Below are 12,503 nucleotides of genomic sequence, written 5' to 3'. Positions count from 1 at the left end.
CCATGCGTGTCGTCGTATGGTCCACCGGCGGGGTCGGATCGATCGTGATCGACGCCATCCGCCGCCGGCCGGATCTGGAACTCGTTGGCGTCTGGGTGCATTCGCCCGACAAGGTCGGCAGGGACGCCGGCGAGCTGGCCGGCATCGAGCCGCTGGGGGTGACGGCCACCCACGACGCCGACGCGCTGATCGCCCTGGCGCCCGATGCCGTGGTGTACGCCGCGAGCGGCCCGGACCGCGACGGCGCGGCCGTGCCGGATTACCTGCGGCTGCTGGAGGCCGGCATCAACGTCGTGTCGACGTCGTCGACGAGCCTGGTCTACCCGCCGTCGTACTTCGCGCCGGACTGGCGCGACCAACTCGAGGCGGCGGCCAAGGCGGGCGGAGCGTCGTTCTACGCCTCGGGCATCTTCCCCGGTTTCGCCTCCGACCAGCTGGCGCTGCTCATGACGACGCAGTCGAAGAACATCCGCACCATCACGGCCAGCGAGGTCGCGCTCAACGACCATTACCCGGTGGCCGACGTGATGATGGACGGGATGGGCTTCGGCCGCCCGCTCGAATTCGAGCCCATGCTCAAAACGCCCGGGTTCATCGAAATGGCTTGGAAGGCGCCGATATACCTGATCGCCGGCGGGTTGGGGGTCGAGGTCGAGCGGATCAACGGTTCCCTCGATCGCCGGCTGACCGATCGCGACATCGAGGTGGCATTCGGCACCATCGCGGCGGGCACCTGCGGCGCGGTGCGCACCCGGGCCGCGGGGGTGGTCGACGGCCGGGAGGCGATCGTGATCGAGCACGTCATCCGGATGGCCCGCGACGTCGCGCCCGACTGGCCGGTGTCGGACTGCGATGCGACCTATCGCGTCGACATCGACGGGGATCCGGATATTCACTGCGTGATGACCCTCGGGGCGGCCGAGGGCCACGGCGCCGGGCGCGCCGCGATGGCGGCGACGGCGATGCGGGTGGTCAACGCGATCCCGTACGTGGTCGAGGCGGCGCCCGGCCTGCTCAGCTCGCTGGATATCCCGACGACATTGCCGCGGCACGTGTTTGCCTAGGCGTTGACGCGGCTCTCGGCGGCACCGTAGCGTACGGGGACAAATATTAGGTTGGCTAGGAGCTGGGTGTGTTCACGCTGCGCTTCGACATGCGCGCCCCGTCGTGGGGCGCACCGAAACTGGCGCTGTACGGCGCCGTGCCCGAAATGTGCGCGTGGGCCGAGGATCATGGCGGCCTGGCCGCGGTGTTCTGTGAGCACCACGGATCCGAGGACGGCTACCTGCCGTCGCCCCTTTTGCTGGCGTCGTCCGTGGCCGCGCGGACCCAGCGGCTGGCGCTGAGCCTGATCCTGATTCTGCCCTTCTACGACCCCGTACGGCTCGCCGAGGACATGGCGGTCCTCGACATCATCAGCAACGGCCGGGCGTCGTACATCCTGGCCCTGGGGTACCGGCCCGAGGAGTTCGAGCACTTCGGCGTGGCGCTGAAGGGCCGCGGACGGCTCGCCGACGAGAAGCTCGAGCTGCTGCGCTCGCTGCTCTCCGACGAGACGGTCAGCCGGGACGGACGACGGATCATGGTGACGCCGCGCCCGGAAACCCCCGGCGGCCCGGGGCTGATGTGGGGCGGCGGCAGCGTGGCGGCGGCCCGCCGGGCCGGCAGGTACGGCCTGGGCATGCTGGGCAACGCCAACCAGCCCGGCATGCGGGAGGCCTACGAGGAGGCCTGCCGCGAGCACGGCCATACGCCCGGCCCGACGATGTTTCCCAGCCGCGACACACCGTCGGTCGTGTTCGTCGCCGACGACGTGGACCAAGCGTGGGACGAGCTCGGCGAGCATCTGTTGCACGACGTGCGCACGTATGCCTCATGGAATCCCGGGGACGAGACGACCGCGGGCTTCTCGCATGTGGACACCGTCGAGGAGCTGCGCGCCGCGCCGGCGTCGCACGTGATCATCTCGGTGCCCGAAGCGATTTCGCGGGTGCGCGCCGGCCAGATACTCAACCTGTCGCCGCTGTGCGGCGGGCTGCCGCCGGAGGTCGCGTGGCCGTATCTCAAGCGCGTGGGCGACGTCGTGCTGCCGGAGGCTCTGTCGGAGAAAGAGACCGTCCCATGACCGGTGCCGGCACCGCCGAGGTTTATTACGATCCGTTCGATTTCGACATCGACGACGATCCGTACCCGATCTGGAAGAGGCTGCGCGACGAGGCCCCGCTGTACCGCAACGAGAAGTACAACTTCTACGCGCTGAGCCGCTACGACGACGTCTCCCGCGAGCTGATGAACTTCGATACCTTCCGGTCGGGTCGCGGCACCACGATGGACATCATCATGAGCGGCATCGAGCTGCCGCCCGGCGTCATCCTCTTCGAGGATCCGCCGATTCACGACGTCCACCGCCACGTGCTCTCAAAGGTTTTCACGCCGCGCCGGATGGAGGCGATCGAGCCGCTCACGCGCGCGTTCTGCGTGCGCGCGCTCGACCCGCTGGTGGGATCGGGCCGGTTCGACTTCGTCGAGAACCTGGGCGCGATGGTCCCGATGCGCACGATCGGCTACCTGCTGGGCATCCCCGAAGCCGACCAGGAAGCCATCCGCGACAAGGGCGGCAGCCAGCTCACCCTGAAAAAGGGCACGTTCCGCACGGTTCCGCAGGACTTCCTGGAGCACAGCCACGAGATGTTCGCGAACTACATCGACTGGCGGGTGGACCACCCCTCCGATGACCTGATGACGCAGTTGATCAACGCCGAGGTCGAGGACGACGACGGCACCCGGCGGCTCACCCGATCCGAGGTGCTGCTGTACACCAGCATGATCGCCGGCGCGGGCAACGAAACGACCACGCGGCTCATCGGTTTCATCGGCCAACTGCTGGCCGAGCATCCCGATCAGCGCCGCCAGATCGTGGCCGACCCGTCGCTGATTCCGATGGCCATCGAGGAGGTCCTGCGCTACGAGGCGCCCTCGCCGGTGCAGGCGCGCTACGTCGCCCGCGACGTCGAGCTGCACGGCACGACGGTCCCCGAGGGCTCGATCATGTTGCTGATCAACGGATCCGCCAACCGGGACGAACGCCGGTTCCCCGACGCCGAGGAATTCGACATCCGTCGCGGCGCCACCCACCTGAGTTTCGGTCACGGGCTGCACTTCTGCATGGGCTCGGCCTTGGCGCGCATGCAGGCGAGGGTGGCGCTGGAGGAAGTCATCAAGCGCTGGCCGGACTGGGAAGTCGACTACGCCAACGCGACGAAGGCGCACACGTCCAGCGTGCGGGGCTGGTCGAAGCTGCCCGTCTTCACCTGATCCGCGCCCAACGTGGAGTTGTGGCGTGAAATAGCCCAAATTCGCGCAACAAGTCGACGTTCGGCGGCTATTTGGGTTGGTTCGGTACGCCCGGGAACAACTCGCCCGTCGGCCCTGCGGTCACCCAGCCGCCCAGCTTGGTCACCAGGTGGGGCGCGAAAACCGCGCCGTAGAGCAGGTTTCCGATCACGACGACGGCGACGACGGACAGGACGGCGGCACCGACGCGGCTCGACGACCTCTTCTCGGCCCACATCTCGATGACGTTGCGTCCCTGCGAATCGGTGCGTCCCAGCAGGTAGGTGAAGACCATCATCTGTATGCCCATGGCGAGCGAGTCGTAGAGCGGGTACTGGTGGATGGTCCCCTCGCGGATCGCCAGCGCGGGGATCACCAGGCCGTAATAGAAGACGCCGAGCTTGGCGCCCAGGAACCCGTTGAAGAGCAGCGCCCAGCAGAAGCCGACGACGAGGCCGACGGATAGGAGCGTTATCGGCCTGCGCCAGTGGAATTTCGCGCTGACCCACTTCCCGAGCGCCGCGCCGGTCACCGCCGGAAACACGAAGTAGGAGATGTAGCCGATGGGGACGAACGACGGCAGCCCGCCCCAGGTGACGTTCAGCGGCCACCACGACGGCATCCGCGGGATGGCGGGCGGGAACTGGGCGTACATCGCCCAGTCATAGGGCGCCTCGATCCACGAGAACGAGATCGCCGAGATGCACAGCAGCAGCAGCGGATGTATCCGGCGCCGGCGAATGCTCAGGTAGACACCGATCGCGGTGAAGGTGAGGCCACCGACCAGGGCGAAGCCGCTGGCCGCCTGCATCAACGGCGTCATCCCTGCGCTCATCGATCGGCCTCGGGTCCGGGGGAGCGGCGCGCCTCGGGGTCGAAGCGCAGCACCAGGCCGAAGATCAGGACGATCAGCCCGAACAGCGTGCCGAGCATGATGACTGCGCCCACGTCGGCGCCCCTTCCCGTTCGATGCGCAAGATAGTGCATGCTATCTTAAAACTCGTGCCCCAGCGACCCGCTGCCACCGCCGCCACGCGCCGGCCCCGCGGCGCGCCGCGCAAACTGCTGCTCGAGGCCGCGCGGGATCTCTTCTCGCGCCAGGATTACCGCGGCACCACCACGCGCGAAATCGCCCAGGCCGCAGGGGTTACCGAGCACCTGCTGTTTCGGCACTTCGGCTCGAAGGCGGCGCTGTTCCGCGAGGCCCTCGTCCTGCCCTTCACCAGCTTCGTCGACGAATTCGGCCGCACGTGGCAGTCGGTGATCCCCGAGGAGACCAAGGAGGAGGAGCTTGCCGGGCACTTCGTCGGGCAGCTTTACGACGTGTTCGTCGAACACCAGGGCCTGCTCCTGACGCTGATGGCCTCGGAGGCGCTGACCGAGGAAGAGATGGCCGACGCCGGGATCGCCGACGTCAGGCGGGCGCTGACGGTCCTCGGCCAGATCAGCGCCGAGGGCATGCACCTGCGGGGCCTGCGGTCGGATCATCCGGACCTGCCGGCACATTCCACGGTGGCGATGATCGCCGGCATGGCCGCGCTGCGTTCCACCTACTTCGGAACCAAGCAGCCGCCGCGGGAGGTGATCGTCGAGGAGCTCGTCCAGGCGATCCTGCACGGCTTTCTGCACCGAAACGATTGAGAGGCAACATGTTACGTTCAGCCGCGTTGTATTACGACCCCTACGACGTCGCCATCGACGACGACCCGTATCCGGTGTGGAAGCGCCTGCGCGAAGAGGCGCCGCTGTACTTCAACGAGAAGTACAACTTCTACGCGCTGAGCCGCTACGAGGACGTGGCCCGCGAGCTGCCGAACTGGGAGACCTACCGGTCCGGGCGGGGCACCACCGCCGACATCCTGTTCAACAACATCGAAGTGCCGCCGGGCATCCTGCTGTTCGAGGATCCGCCGCTGCACGACCTGCATCGCCGCCTGCTGTCCCGTGTCTTCACCCCGCGGCGCATGCTGGCGGTCGAGTCCATGGTGCGCGGATTCTGCGTCCGCGAACTCGACCCGTTGATCGGTGCCGGCGGGTTCGACTTCATCGCGGACCTCGGGGCGATGATGCCGATGCGGACCATCGGCTACCTGTTGGGCATCCCCGAGGAGGACCAGGCGAACATCCGGGATCGCAACGGGGCCTTCATCGAAATGGCCGAGGGGCGCAAGCCCGGTGAGGTCAACCCGAACCTCTTCGCGGACACCATCGCGATGTTCGCCGAGTACATCGAATGGCGCGCCGGCCATCCGTCCGACGACCTGATGACCGATCTGCTGCGCGCGGAGATCGACGAACCCGACGGCACGCGGCGCCCCCTGTCACGCACCGAGGTGCTCGCCTACACCGCGATGATCGCGGGCGCCGGCAACGAAACCACCGCCCGGCTCATCGGTTTCATGGGACAGCTGCTGTCCGACCACCCGGATCAGCGCCGCGAGCTCGTCGCCGATCCGTCGCTGATCCCCGGCGCGGTCGAGGAGACGCTGCGCTACGAACCCCCGTCGCCGGTGCAGGCCCGCTACGTCGCCCGCGACGCCGAGCACTACGGCCGCGTCGTTCCGGAGGGCTCGTTCATGTTGCTGCTCAACGGTTCCGCCAACCGGGACGAACGCCGGTTCGCCGATCCCGACCGCTTCGACATCCACCGCGAGGGCGGCCACCTCAGCTTCGGGCAGGGCCTGCACTTCTGCCTCGGCTCGGCGCTGGCCCGGATGGAGGCCCGGGTGGCGCTGGAAGAGGTCCTCAAGCGTTGGCCCGATTGGGAAGTCGACTACGCCAACGCCGAACGGGCGCACACCGCAAGCGTGCGCGGGTGGGCGCGCCTGCCCGTCGTCACGGGGTGATGCTGGGGCCTCGCGCCCAGAGTGCGGCCAGCCGCACATTCGGGCCCGAGTGTGCGGCCAGCCGCACATTCGTCACGCCCGAGTCGCCTAGGAGGCGCTTTCGTCCACCAGAACGGCGCCGTCGGGCTGGTTTCCGAGCGTCTGCAGCGGGATGTCCCCGCCCTGGGCCGTGAGGCGGACGATCTGGGCCAGCTGCCCGGGAGCGTCGCACTGCAGGTAGTGATCCGCGCCGGGCACCAGCCAGTAGCGGTTCCGGCCGGGCTTGGTCTTCAGATAGGTCTGCCAGATGTAGTTGGGGACCCGCACCGGCGAGACGTTGTCATGCAGGCCCCACACCACCGTGGTGTTGACGCGGCTCTTGGAAAGCGCCTCCAGCCAACTGGTTTCGTCCGCCGCGCGCTCGTTGAGGTACTGGATCGTGTCCGGCAGCACGCGGATTCCGTCGTTGTGGGCGAAGCACTTTGCCAGCGCCGCGATCTCCGGGTCGTCCGGCGTCCGCCGCGGCATGAAGGTGCTGAGACCCAAGCCCGCGGCCAGCATCTCCGGCGTGGTCGCCGCCGCGGTGTCGCGCCCCGTTGCGGGATCGAGCAGGGCGGTCTGGAACACGGTGAGATTCGACAGCGGGAGATAGATGTTGGCGTTCGTCAGGATGAGGTCGACGGGTAGGACGGGCGGGTCCAGGGCCGCCAGCATCTCCAGCGCGATCATGCCGACGCTGCTGCCGCGATCGTGGGTGAGCATGCGGAATTCGGTCAGCTTCCACACCTGGGTGATCGCGTAGACCAGCAGGCGCGCGTCGTCGTAGAGCGAATAGGCGTGCGGCGCCGGGGGCTTGTCGGACAACCCGTAGCCGGGAAAGTCGAGCACGAACATGTCGAAGTCGTTGCCCAGTTCGTGGGTGAGGGCGAAATAGTCGATGCTCGACGTCGGAAAGCCGTGCACCAGCACCAGCGCGGGCGCCCCGGCTGTGCCGCAACGGCGGCTGAACACGGTGAGTTCCTGCCCGTCGTTGGCGGCGGTGGTCGACCGCCACCGAAGTTCCGTCCCGCCGCTTTGCCACTCCGCGAAGATGTCCAAGCCGCCAGCATGTCAGAGCGGACTGCGGTTCGACAACCGCTTGTCGCTATGAGGCGGGCACGAAGCCAGCGCCATCCGCGGGCCGCGCCTGCGGCACAGGGTATTTGAAGCTCAGGGGCACGTCACGTGAATGCCGAACGTCACCTGGTGGACGTCACCCTGGTTCGGCGACGCCCCCTGGCCCGTCCCGGTGATCGTGTAGCTCTTCCCGTCCTTCGTCGCCTGCACCTGAGTCGCGGACTGGGGCGCCTGCCAGGGCAGCTGATACTGCCCGGAGCCCGTCTTGAGCGAAATGGAGAAACCGTCGACGCTGGGCGGCTTCTCGTCCGACAGGGACAGCGTCACCGACGCCGCATCGTCGTGAACGCTGATGTGGGTGGTCAGATCGCCCGACTCGGCCGGCGGCACCGCCGCGGAGTTGGTGCACTCGACGCCGGCGGTCATGGTGTGTTTGTTGCCGTCCATCATGACGGTCGTGGTCGGCGGAGCCGCACTCGAAGTCGCGGCGGAAGGCTGATTACCCTTGCTCGAGCAGGCCGGCAGGCAAACCGCCAACACGACGAGCACGGCGGCGGCGCGAACGAGCCGTCGATTGGTCATCTCACTTCCTTCGGTAGGTCGTCACGAAGGACTATAGGGGTCGCTCGGCCGGCCACGCTTCCCAACTGACCATGGTGCGTAACGGCCCGGCGAATACCGGACGAACCGCCCCCGACCGCCACCTTTCCTCGATGAGAGGGCCCAGCGCATCGGTGGTGGTGAGCGGGTCGCCGTCGAGGTAAACGACGGTGATGTATTGGTGGTCCGTCGGCCATCCGCGGGGCAGATGGCTCCACCCGGTGCTCGAACCGAAAGTCCAGGCGCCCGCCGTTCCCGGGGTGGCGAGCAGCGCCGGGTAATGCTCGGCGTGCAGCCATTCCAGCCACGCATCCGGGCGCCCGGCATCGGGTTGCTCGACGATCAGCACGATCCCGCGGTGCGGCCGAAACGGCACCACCTCGGCGGAGACGAGCGCGTGCGGGGCGGCGTGCCACTGCAGCAGGCGTAATCCGGCGACTTGCAGCGACGGGCGCGTGACGGGGAAGCGGCCGTTTTCCCGTAGCGCGCGGCCGAGCGCGACGAAGTCGTCGAAGGTCTGCTCGACGGGGTCACCGATCAGGTAGTGCACCGCGTTGCCGATCTGTCCCAACGGCCCGTCGGCCGCAAGGCGGCGCTCGAGGTAGTCGCCGTCGGCGATCCACCGCAGGCCGTGGATGATTCCGGGCAGTTGGTACTGCTCGGGCATGTGATCCAGCAGGTGCCAGCGCAGGTAGCTGCCGTCATCGTCGGGCGGGGCGGGCGCCGTGAGGCTGAAAAAGCCTGCCTTGACCCGCATCACGCGTCCGGCCCGGCCACGTAGCAGCGGCCGCTGCCTGTGGTGAGCAACACCTCTTGAACGGCCGACTTGTCGACGGCCGGAAACTCGAAGCGGTGCACCTGTTGGCCCGCGTCGATGGTGGCGTCCTGGGACTCGTTGCCGCCATCCTTCTTGCGCACCAGGACCGTGACCTTGCCGGCGGTCGAAATGTTCTGCGGCTCATGGAAGTACCACACCTCGATCCCGCCGCCCGACGCGTCGCGCCAGCCGTCGGCGTAGTAGCAGCCGGGGTTGCCCTCGGCGTCCGGCGGAGGCGGCGGGCAGACGGACAGCCCGACGCACGCCGGCGCGCTGGTGGCCGTGGGCGCCGAGACGATCGCAAAGCCCGCAGCACCCAGCAGGAGGATGGCCAACACTCGGGTCACCTTCGACATGGGAGGCCTCTCTGATCAGGACGGTTGTAGTTCCGCGAGCGCAGCCAGACTCTCCAAATAATGCTGCAGCGAAGTGTGTTTGAAGATCGCGCTGACGATCGTCGCGCCGTGCGCGGCGATCTCGGCCAGCGCGTCGCGGGTTTGGTCCGGCTCGTTGATCGGGTCCAGCGGCCCGCGCGGGGGCAGGACGACCTCGAATCCGGGCTCAAGGTCGAAGCGGCTCAACCACTCTCGGACCTGCCGCAGGCCCACGTTGAAGGGGGCCCAGCCGTCGGCCAGGGTCACGGCACGGCGCAGCGACCGCAGCGTGCGTCCGCCGACCCACAGCGGGACGCGCTGCTGGACCGCGCACGGATCGACGACCATGCCGCCGAAGGAATAGAACTCGCCGTGGTAGGACGGTTCGGGCACCGACAGCGAGGCCCGCAGCGCCCGCAGGGCGTCGTCGCCGCGCGGCCCGCGGTCGTCGAAGGGCACGCCGAGCAGTTCGAACTCCTCCTTGAGGCTGCCGACGCCGACCCCGAGGATGAGCCTGCCGTTGCTGACTTTATCGAGGGTGCCGTAGCGCTTGGCGATCTCGAGCGGGTGGTGATACCCGAGCACCAACACGTTGGTGGCCAACCGGATCCGCTCGGTGCGCGCCGCGAGATAGCCGAAGGTGGCCAGCGGATCCCAGTAGCGGGCGCCGCGGCGGTGCTGTTCGGCGGCGGGCAGCGCGATGTGCTCGCTGCACGTCAGGTGGTAATAGCCGAGTCGGTCGGCGGCCTCGGCGACCGCGGCCAGATCCTCGATCGAGGCCTCTTTCTCCCACTCGCCGTGGTTGTGCGGGAACATCGTCACCACCGGTGTGGATATCGACAGGCGAATGCTCATCCCTGCATGTACCCGCCGGCGTCCACGGGGATCGATTGTCCCGTGATGGTTCGGCTCTCGTCGCTGGCCAAAAACAGCGCCAGGTTGGCGACGTCCTCGGGTGAGGAAATGTCCTGCAGCGGCACGCCTTTGAGGGATCTGGCGCGCTGGGTCTCGAAGTCGACGCCCTGCTCGTCGGCGGTGCGTTGCACCCAGTTGCGGAACAGCTCGGTGTCGATGGCGCCGGGCACGATGCAGTTGCACCGGATGCCGTGCGGGCCGACCTCGAGCGCGACGGCCTTGGTGAACGCCCGCAGCGACGCCTTGGCGGCGACGTAGTGGGTCTTGCGGACCATGCCGGAGTAGCTGGCCGTGGAGGAGAAGTTGAGGATGACCCCGCGGCGGCGTTGCAGCATCGACTGATTGAGCACCTCGCGCGTGCACAGCATGGCCGCGGTGACGTCGATGGCGAAGGTGGCGTTCCAGTTGTCCAGCGTCTGTTCCCAGATCCAGCGGTCCTGCCCGGGCGCGGCGGCGTTGTTGCACAGGATGTCGACGTGACCGAACTCGTCGACTGCCCTGGCCACCATGGCGGCGACGTCGTCCTCGTCGGTCACGTCCGCCCGCATCGCGATGGCTCCCGGTCCGGCCGCGCGGGCGGCGTCGCGGACCAGCTCTTCGCGCCGCGCGGCGAGCAGCACGCGGGCGCCCTCCGCGACGAACAGCGAACCCATCACCGGCCCCAGCCCGCTGCTGGCGCCGGTGATGATCGCGACCTTGCCGTGAAGCCGCCCGGTCATTTCGGCGACGCCGCCGGACAACGGATTTCGAGCCAGGCGTGAATCCGCTCCGCGACGTCGGCCCAGCCGGGCTCCAGCATCATGTCGTGAGCCATCCCGGGAATGAACTCCGCCTCGGTGCGATACGCGTTCGCGGTCGCACGCACTTCCTGCGGCGAGAAAAGGATGTCATTTTCGGCCCCCAAGACCAACATCGGGGCGTTGACGAGGGCGGGCTTCGGCAGATCGAGCCACAACATGCCGAGCACATGCCCGCCCAGATACTCTTCGTCAAGCCTCGCCGCGTAGCGCACCACGTCGGCATCGGCGGCCGAGTCGGAAAAGAAACTTTCCCGGGCCAATTCGGGCGTGCGGCCGACGCTCCCCAGCGATTTGGTTGTGGCCAGGTGGCGCGTGGTCAGCCACGGGTGCAGCCGGAACCTGCCCCACAGGAATCTGGCGATCCCGCTCGGCGGTACGGAGGCGAGCAGGACGGCGGCCGGCGCGTCGTGCGACTCCAGATACTTCTGCACCACGAAGCCGCCCATGGAATGCCCGATCACCACGGGCCGCCGGGGCAGGCCGTCGGCGACCGAGGCGACGTCGTCGACGAAGTCGGCCATCGAACAGAACCGCATGGATTTGGGCGCGGGGCTGTTCCCGTGGCCGCGCAGGCTCACCGCCACCGACCGATAGCCCTTTGCCGCGAAGAAGTCCAGGAAATGCTCGTCCCAGCACCATGCGCCGTGCCAGGCGCCATGGACGAAGAGCAGCGGCGTTTTCCGGGAATCGCCGACGGGCCCCTTATCGATCACTTCCAGCACGCCGCTGAGACTAGCGTGGATAACGACGCGAAATCGCTAAACAAAAAGAACGGTATTTGATATTCGGCGGCGTGCGATGCGCCAAAATCAAGCGTTTATGACCGACGGAGAACCGGGGGAACGGCGGACGCTGGTGCTGTCCGCCTTCCCGGCCGAGGCCGACGCGGTCCTCTCGCACACGGTGCTGGATCGCCATCCGGTGGTGCGGGCCGACGGTCGACACTTCTACCTCGGCTCGATCACCGGCAAGAAGGTGATCGTCGCGATGACCGGCATCGGCATGGTGAACGCGACCGAGACCGCCGAGGCCGCCTTCGCGCGCTTCGCGGGCGGGTCGTCGATCGCCATCGACGCGGTGCTGTTCTCGGGCGTCGCCGGCGGCGGGGCGCGTGTCGACATCGGGGACGTGGCGGTACCGGCCCGCTGGACCCTGGACGGCGGCACGACATTTCGCCGGGCCGACGCCGGCCTGCTGGCCGCGGCGCAAGCACTGAGCGTCGAGCTGGAGAGCGTTAATCATCTGCGCCGCAACGCCCGCCGCGTCAAGCTCGTCGACCTGAAGCGCCGGCCACGGCTGGTGGTCGGCGGCGACGGATCCACCTTCGACAACAACAACGGCCAGGCGTTCCCCTGCATCCCGAACGGTGGCGGCGTGTTCGGCTGTCAACCGCGCAGCGCGCCGGATCGCTCACTTCTGCACACCGGCAACTTTTTTCGGGCGGCGGGGCCGTGGCTGCGAAAGGCGCTTGTCGCGAACCTTAACATCGCGTGGGTGGCTGACCCGGCCTTCGACGCGACGGACAACGAGACGGCGGCGGTGCAGGTGGTCGCCGAAGCGCACGGGGTCCCGTTCCTCGGAATCCGCGGGATCTCCGACGGGGCCGGCGACCCGCTGCGGCTGCCGGGCTTCCCGTGGCAGTTCTTCTTCTACAAGCAACTCGCGGCGGACAACGCCGCCCGGGTGGCCGCGGCGTTCCTTCAGAGGCTTGATTAACCGCGCC

At 68.1% G+C, this 12,503-nt stretch carries 14 protein-coding genes; 6 read left to right on the top strand and 8 right to left on the bottom strand.

The features are described from left to right. Positions 1-2: 2 nt before the first annotated feature. The 3 genes from AWB89_RS26510 to AWB89_RS26500 all read left to right on the top strand — a co-directional run bounded on the left by AWB89_RS26510 (position 3) and on the right by AWB89_RS26500 (position 3,315). Positions 3-1,064, top strand: coding sequence for an NAD(P)H-dependent amine dehydrogenase family protein (locus AWB89_RS26510; protein WP_085177746.1), 1,062 nt, complete (start codon positions 3-5; stop codon positions 1,062-1,064). A 68-nt stretch (positions 1,065-1,132) separates the two neighbouring features. Continuing rightward, positions 1,133-2,125, top strand: a complete 993-nt coding sequence (locus AWB89_RS26505; RefSeq protein ID WP_085101967.1) for an LLM class flavin-dependent oxidoreductase — start codon at positions 1,133-1,135, stop codon at positions 2,123-2,125. Continuing rightward, entirely contained in the window at positions 2,122-3,315 is a 1,194-nt protein-coding gene (locus AWB89_RS26500) for a cytochrome P450 (protein WP_085177743.1), read from the top strand. The genes AWB89_RS26505 and AWB89_RS26500 overlap by 4 nt, the downstream gene beginning before the upstream one ends. A 67-nt stretch (positions 3,316-3,382) precedes the next feature. Here AWB89_RS26500 and AWB89_RS26495 read toward each other — a convergent pair whose 3' ends face one another. Then, complete coding sequence (locus AWB89_RS26495; protein ID WP_085177741.1) at positions 3,383-4,168, bottom strand: spirocyclase AveC family protein; 786 nt, start codon at positions 4,166-4,168, stop codon at positions 3,383-3,385. 167 nt (positions 4,169-4,335) lie between these two features. On the opposite strand from AWB89_RS26495, the gene AWB89_RS26490 reads away from it, so the two are divergent. Then, the gene (locus AWB89_RS26490) at positions 4,336-4,974 is read left to right on the top strand and encodes a TetR/AcrR family transcriptional regulator (protein WP_241519440.1); all 639 of its coding nucleotides are present in this window, start codon (positions 4,336-4,338) and stop codon (positions 4,972-4,974) included. Between the two features lie 8 nt (positions 4,975-4,982). Continuing rightward, entirely contained in the window at positions 4,983-6,179 is a 1,197-nt protein-coding gene (locus AWB89_RS26485; protein WP_085177739.1) for a cytochrome P450, read from the top strand. A gap of 87 nt (positions 6,180-6,266) precedes the next feature. Here AWB89_RS26485 and AWB89_RS26480 read toward each other — a convergent pair whose 3' ends face one another. The 7 genes from AWB89_RS26480 to AWB89_RS26450 all read right to left on the bottom strand — a co-directional run bounded on the left by AWB89_RS26480 (position 6,267) and on the right by AWB89_RS26450 (position 11,502). Further along, positions 6,267-7,256 carry an alpha/beta fold hydrolase gene (locus AWB89_RS26480; protein ID WP_085177736.1) on the bottom strand — a complete coding sequence of 330 codons (990 nt, stop codon included), beginning with the start codon at positions 7,254-7,256 and terminating at the stop codon, positions 6,267-6,269. Positions 7,257-7,367: 111 nt separating this feature from the next. Continuing rightward, positions 7,368-7,856, bottom strand: coding sequence for a lipoprotein LpqH (locus AWB89_RS26475; RefSeq protein ID WP_085177734.1), 489 nt, complete (start codon positions 7,854-7,856; stop codon positions 7,368-7,370). A 31-nt stretch (positions 7,857-7,887) separates the two neighbouring features. Further along, positions 7,888-8,631 carry a hypothetical protein gene (locus AWB89_RS26470; RefSeq protein WP_085177732.1) on the bottom strand — a complete coding sequence of 248 codons (744 nt, stop codon included), beginning with the start codon at positions 8,629-8,631 and terminating at the stop codon, positions 7,888-7,890. Further along, positions 8,631-9,029 carry a hypothetical protein gene (locus AWB89_RS26465; protein WP_241520621.1) on the bottom strand — a complete coding sequence of 133 codons (399 nt, stop codon included), beginning with the start codon at positions 9,027-9,029 and terminating at the stop codon, positions 8,631-8,633. The genes AWB89_RS26470 and AWB89_RS26465 overlap by 1 nt, the downstream gene beginning before the upstream one ends. Before the next feature lie 33 nt (positions 9,030-9,062). Next, positions 9,063-9,920, bottom strand: a complete 858-nt coding sequence (locus tag AWB89_RS26460) for an LLM class F420-dependent oxidoreductase (RefSeq protein ID WP_085177728.1) — start codon at positions 9,918-9,920, stop codon at positions 9,063-9,065. Next, the gene (locus AWB89_RS26455) at positions 9,917-10,699 is read right to left on the bottom strand and encodes an SDR family NAD(P)-dependent oxidoreductase (RefSeq protein WP_085177838.1); all 783 of its coding nucleotides are present in this window, start codon (positions 10,697-10,699) and stop codon (positions 9,917-9,919) included. The genes AWB89_RS26460 and AWB89_RS26455 overlap by 4 nt, the downstream gene beginning before the upstream one ends. After that, positions 10,696-11,502, bottom strand: a complete 807-nt coding sequence (locus AWB89_RS26450; protein WP_085177726.1) for an alpha/beta hydrolase — start codon at positions 11,500-11,502, stop codon at positions 10,696-10,698. The genes AWB89_RS26455 and AWB89_RS26450 overlap by 4 nt, the downstream gene beginning before the upstream one ends. 97 nt (positions 11,503-11,599) lie before the next feature. Between AWB89_RS26450 and AWB89_RS26445 the strand changes: the two genes are divergently transcribed. Then, a complete protein-coding gene (locus AWB89_RS26445; protein ID WP_142282659.1) occupies positions 11,600-12,496 on the top strand; it encodes a phosphorylase family protein in 897 nt (298 codons plus the stop codon). Positions 12,497-12,503 lie beyond the last annotated feature (7 nt).

This window comes from Mycobacterium paraense (genome assembly GCF_002101815.1).
Classification (GTDB): Bacteria; Actinomycetota; Actinomycetes; order Mycobacteriales; family Mycobacteriaceae; genus Mycobacterium; species Mycobacterium paraense.
Note: the sequence above shows the minus strand (reverse complement) of the source record. Positions and strands in the feature narration are given on the sequence as shown.

What these genes read in the sequence shown, in the direction of transcription:
- AWB89_RS26495 (WP_085177741.1), bottom strand. Translation starts at nt 4,168, where the DNA reads ATGAGCGCAGGGATGACGCCGTTGATGCAGGCGGCCAGCGGCTTCGCC.
- AWB89_RS26510 (WP_085177746.1), top strand. Translation starts at nt 3, where the DNA reads ATGCGTGTCGTCGTATGGTCCACCGGCGGGGTCGGATCGATCGTGATC.
- AWB89_RS26460 (WP_085177728.1), bottom strand. Translation starts at nt 9,920, where the DNA reads ATGAGCATTCGCCTGTCGATATCCACACCGGTGGTGACGATGTTCCCG.
- AWB89_RS26455 (WP_085177838.1), bottom strand. Translation starts at nt 10,699, where the DNA reads ATGACCGGGCGGCTTCACGGCAAGGTCGCGATCATCACCGGCGCCAGC.
- AWB89_RS26485 (WP_085177739.1), top strand. Translation starts at nt 4,983, where the DNA reads ATGTTACGTTCAGCCGCGTTGTATTACGACCCCTACGACGTCGCCATC.
- AWB89_RS26470 (WP_085177732.1), bottom strand. Translation starts at nt 8,631, where the DNA reads ATGCGGGTCAAGGCAGGCTTTTTCAGCCTCACGGCGCCCGCCCCGCCC.
- AWB89_RS26500 (WP_085177743.1), top strand. Translation starts at nt 2,122, where the DNA reads ATGACCGGTGCCGGCACCGCCGAGGTTTATTACGATCCGTTCGATTTC.
- AWB89_RS26445 (WP_142282659.1), top strand. Translation starts at nt 11,600, where the DNA reads ATGACCGACGGAGAACCGGGGGAACGGCGGACGCTGGTGCTGTCCGCC.
- AWB89_RS26475 (WP_085177734.1), bottom strand. Translation starts at nt 7,856, where the DNA reads ATGACCAATCGACGGCTCGTTCGCGCCGCCGCCGTGCTCGTCGTGTTG.